Raw genomic sequence first — 3,029 nt, forward strand, 5'->3', positions numbered from 1 at the left:
GGCGCGAAAAAAGATAATGTAGTAGACGCTGAATTTGAAGAAGTAAAAGAAGACAAGTAATTTAAGTACAAACATAATAAGTAAGATGACAAAAAGTCAAAGTCAAGCGTGGCTTGACTTTGTTTTTTTACTAATAAGGAAAAATGCATGTGAATCTTAAATTTGCCGCTTTGCATACTGTAAGTGTGGCAATTTTGTTGCAAAGCACTTTTTTTCGGTGTTAAAATTGCGTTTATGAGAAAAATTCGGGGGTTACAAATTTATGAGTAAACGAGACTATTATGAATCACTGGGCCTTAGTAAGGGCGCTTCTAAAGGAGAAATAAAAAAAGCATATCGTCGTTTGGCTAAAAAATACCATCCAGACGTAAGTAAAGAAAAAAATGCAATTGAAAAGTTTAAAGAAGCACAAGAAGCATATGAAGTATTAAGTGATGATCAAAAACGCGCGCAGTATGATCAGTGTGGCCACGTTGGTTTAAATCAAGAATTCGGTGAAGGTTTTGGCTTTGAAGATACTTTTAGTTCTTTTTTTGGTGGTAGTGGCAGACGTCGTGACCCGAATACTCCACTTCAAGGTGTTGATTTACAATGTCAAGTTATTTTAGAGTTTGAAGAGGCTATTTTTGGTAAAGAACTAAACATCGAGATTTCGGTAGAAGATCCATGTGATATTTGTCATGGTAATGGAGCGAAGCCTGGAACTTCAAAAGAAACATGTGAACATTGTTCAGGATCAGGTCAAGTAAGAGTAGGACAAAATACACCATTTGGTCGTATTGTAAACCGTCAAGCTTGTGGTCATTGTTCAGGAACGGGTCAAATGATTAAAGAAAAATGTATGACATGTCACGGTTCAGGTAAAGTACGTAAGCGTAAAGAAATTAACGTTAAGATTCCAGCTGGTATTGATAATGGCCAACAAATTCGTGTATCTGGAAAAGGTGAAGCGGGCGTAAATGGCGGACCGGCAGGAGATTTATATGTAGTTGTTCATGTAAGAAATCATGAATTCTTCGAACGTGAAGGAGACCACATTATTTGTGAGATGCCATTAACATTTACGAAAGTTACACTTGGCACTGAAGTGGAGGTTCCTACAGTTCATGGGAAAGTGAAGCTGAAAATCCCAGCAGGAACACAAACGGGTACAGAATTCCGTTTAAAAGGAAAAGGAGCCCCAAATGTAAGTGGATATGGTCAAGGTGATCAATACGTTATAGTTCGTGTTGTTGTACCGATAAAATTAACTTCACATCAAAAAAAATTGTTACGTAAATTGGCTAGGCAAGAAAATCAAGATGGTTGTGTTGCAAAGTTTGGGGAAAATATACACTAATTTACAAAATAAAGTTATAATTTAAGCGGATATGAATAATTTCTGTAATTCATTGTACGTCGAAAAAATGAATTTTGGTTGTTGCAAACTTCGTTTTTGTTTATATAGGGCATTAATGGTTTTGATTCCTTTGATGGTGGGAGAAGCATGACGGATAGTTTGGAATCCAGAAAATTTGGCGAAGTGCCGCTTTACATGCCGATGATTCTGTTCAATTAGGTTGTTAAGATGGTTTATTGTACAATGCTTCGTACGGTCATAAAGGCCATTCTTTTTCAGTTTTTTGAATGGTATTACATCAAGAAAATGGAAGCATAGAACAGAGATATTTTATGGATTAAGCAGCCTTTCATTGTTGTTTTTCATAAAACTGTTTTTTAAAATTGAATCGGTGATACACAATTTAAAGCCAAACGACTACGTTTTCAATTATAAAGCACCCCGATATAATTAAAAATACAAACTTTTGCTTTTTCTCGCGTTTTATATATTTTAGGATATGCCCATTACCTTGATTTAGAACTGCAAAAAACGCTGGGGAAATATAAATAGATTGCATATATCGAACTCAAAACGACCAAGAAATGAGTGAAATGCATGCAATTTACCCGTTATACAGATACCTATACATTTTTCGATTGAATTTTAGAAAATGTTGTAAAAATATATAATAAATATGTGCAAACTACGATTAGAAACAGCTTGATTTAGAAGTTGCAGCTGCATTATTGGAAAGACAATTAGAGGAAAGCATGTCTTTTTTATTAAAATAAAAAATTGAAAGTGCCGGAGTAAAAGTATATGAAAAAAGGACTATTGACTGTATCCTGGGAGAATAAGTAGTAACTGGAATTAAAATGAATGGTGAACAATTAGTAGGTTGTGATAGTGTTGTTTATTCAATTGAGGCCACTTCTAACATTTCTTTAGTGAAAAATACTCAAGTTCATGTAAATATGTGTATTGTTGTCAGCGAGAAAATGGAAATGAATATAGAACCCGTATATACGGCTACGGATGTAACGGAAGTAAATTTTTTTATTTAGGAAATACTTTTTACTTCTAATATATAGTTATTTTATCTGTTTTATGCATAAAAAATATTGAGTTTTTATTATGCATTTCGAAAGAAATGTTTTTCAATAAAAATAATTGAAATCTTTTCAAAACAAGACGAGGTGAATCCTAAATGAGATGTTCTATTGGAAAATAATTTAGAAAAAATATTGTTTTATTAGCTTTCAGCTACTGTTTTTTTATGTTATCAAGGTGTATTAGCAACTCTGAACGAACTTGGTGTATCGGTTTACCTTGCAACTATCGTGCTATGTATGGGTTTATGAATATGGAAATTTAATTAATCAAATTTGGAAGAAAAAATAAGTGTGTACATGTATCTTGGATGGTCTAATAGGATGAGAGCAGAGGCATGTAAAAAAAATTTTGCTAAATACGCAAGATTTTAAACCCCTCGTCATGTTTCACGTACTTTGAAAATAATCGCATAAACGGTTTATGAATTTTCAGAATTTGTAGCAAAGTCTTCGAGAGTTGGTAAGAAAAATATCGTGATTTATTCTATAAGTTAAGCGTAAGCAGGCTCAATTGAATAATTTCGTTTAAATTTTATTAAAACTGTATACACAGTGTATAATTTCGTAAAAAAAGGTGAAACTAGGTATCATCTTCT

The 3,029-nt window shown here is 33.0% G+C and carries 1 protein-coding gene and 2 pseudogenes; 2 read left to right on the forward strand and 1 reads right to left on the reverse strand.

All coding sequences use genetic code 11. The annotated features are described in order from the left end of the window. The first annotated feature begins 262 nt into the window (after window positions 1-262). Window positions 263-1,339 (forward strand): molecular chaperone DnaJ, encoded by a 1,077-nt coding sequence (gene dnaJ, locus ACS2MN_RS30825; protein WP_438894965.1) that lies wholly within the window; start codon window positions 263-265, stop codon window positions 1,337-1,339. Between the two features lie 21 nt (window positions 1,340-1,360). Here the strand turns inward: dnaJ and ACS2MN_RS30830 are convergent. Continuing rightward, window positions 1,361-1,627: pseudogene (locus tag ACS2MN_RS30830) on the reverse strand (DDE-type integrase/transposase/recombinase); the annotation flags it as partial. 937 nt (window positions 1,628-2,564) lie between these two features. On the opposite strand from ACS2MN_RS30830, the pseudogene ACS2MN_RS30835 reads away from it, so the two are divergent. Then, window positions 2,565-2,719: pseudogene (locus tag ACS2MN_RS30835) on the forward strand (IS6 family transposase); the annotation flags it as partial. Between the last annotated feature and the right edge of the window lie 310 nt (window positions 2,720-3,029).

Origin of the sequence: Bacillus cereus group sp. BceL062 (assembly GCF_051780025.1) — a bacterium.
Lineage (GTDB): Bacteria > Bacillota > Bacilli > Bacillales > Bacillaceae_G > Bacillus_A > Bacillus_A toyonensis.

Excerpts from the sequence above, each read along its gene's own strand:
- dnaJ (WP_438894965.1), top strand. The coding sequence starts at position 263 with ATGAGTAAACGAGACTATTATGAATCACTGGGCCTTAGTAAGGGCGCT.